This is a genomic window from Roseivirga seohaensis subsp. aquiponti (assembly GCF_001267955.1).
In the GTDB taxonomy this organism is placed as follows: domain Bacteria; phylum Bacteroidota; class Bacteroidia; order Cytophagales; family Cyclobacteriaceae; genus Roseivirga; species Roseivirga seohaensis.
Genome location: NZ_JSVA01000040.1, coordinates 1 through 1,579, shown reverse-complemented (window position 1 = coordinate 1,579; position 1,579 = coordinate 1). Strand labels below are relative to the sequence as shown.

Annotated in this window: 1 protein-coding gene; it reads left to right on the top strand. The window is 41.1% G+C overall.

The window, feature by feature from the left end; translation table 11 throughout:
- Positions 1-239: 239 nt before the first annotated feature.
- Positions 240-1,562 (top strand): IS110 family RNA-guided transposase, encoded by a 1,323-nt coding sequence (locus OB69_RS17930; RefSeq protein ID WP_053225130.1) that lies wholly within the window; start codon positions 240-242, stop codon positions 1,560-1,562.
- Positions 1,563-1,579: the final 17 nt, after the last annotated feature.

The window sequence follows — 1,579 nt, the reverse complement described above, 5'->3', positions numbered from 1 at the left end:
TCTGAGCCATAATTTTTGGGCAAGCCAAACACACAAAATGAGATGACGTGTGTAACTTAGGAGAGACTGTACAAAATGGCCGAGCTTCAATTAGTGCTTAAAATGCCTGTCTCTGAGTATGGTTTGGAAGAAAGGAGTCACAAATTATGGTACTCTCGACCCTGTCGTGATGTCCGATCGGTAGTCTTTCGTGCGAAATATTTCTTCCAGTGCAGTCATTAGTTATAAATGAATGTATTATGAAAAAGTTCAGAAAACATGCTGCAGGAATTGATATAGGAGCCAAGCAGATTTTTATTGGATTAGAAGACAATGCTGTCCGTTCGTTCGAAACCTTTACCGAATCGTTCTATCAGGCACGGGATTACCTTTTGGAAAACAATATTGAGACCGTAGCAATGGAAGCTACAGGAGTTTATTGGGTAATACTCTTTGAAATTCTGTCAAGTGCGGGATTGGATGTATGGCTGGTAGATGGCCGCCAGACTAAACAGGCCCCAGGCCGAAAAACAGATGTTAAAGATTGTCAGTGGATCCAGCAACTACACAGTTATGGTTTGCTCAATCGTTGTTTTATTCCTGATGAACAAGTAAAAGAAATCAGGGCTTATCAACGAATACGTGAAGACCATATCAGAACAGCGGCCATGCATGTGAATCACATGCAAAAAGCATTGACCGAAATGAACATCCGCCTCAAAGAAGTGTTGAGCCAGGTTCATGGAGCAAGTGGTCTGTCCATTATTACCGCAATACTGAATGGGGAGAGAAACCCTGACCGCCTTTTAGGGCTTTGCCATAAAAGCATCAAAGAGAAAAAAGCCCACTTGGTATTAAAAGCTTTAGAAGGGCATTACACAGAAGGAGGCCTGTTTGCTTTGCAGCAGGCCTATCAAGGCTATATGTTTTATCAGCAACAGATGGGGGCGTGTGATTTTAAAATCCAGCAGACAATGGAAAAGATTAATTTTTCCGATCAAAACGATGCGGCTAAAAAGGAGTTAGAGTCGGACAAAGGTCGCAAGCCAGTAAGACATAACAAACCACAGATAGACCATTTAGGAGGACATCTACTCAAGATATTTTCGGGTAAAGATGCCACACACTTACCCGGAATAACTGATTATACATGGCTACAGCTCTACTCAGAGACAGGAAGTGATCTTTATAAATGGCCTACAGAAAAGCATTTTACTTCTTGGCTGGGTCTAGCTCCAGGCCAGCATCAATCTGGGAAACAGAGAAAGAACCGAAATAAAAAGTACAGGCCAAAAGCTGGACAAATATTCCGGCAAATATCACAGAGCCTTATTGAAAGTAAAAAAATAGCTCTGGGTGCTTTTGGAAGAAAATTGAAATCAAAAAGAGGTCCCGGAATAGCAATAAAAGCAACAGCCAGAAAACTGGCCATACTTTATTGGAGGTTGATGGTCAAAGGTCTGGATTATACTGAAAAAGGAATAAAGGACTATGAAAGCAAAGTAAGTATGCAACGCGAAAGATGGCTAATAAAAACAGCCCATGACTTGGGGTATCTACTAACTGTAAATCAGTATGTTTGAAAAATACGTCATCGGTA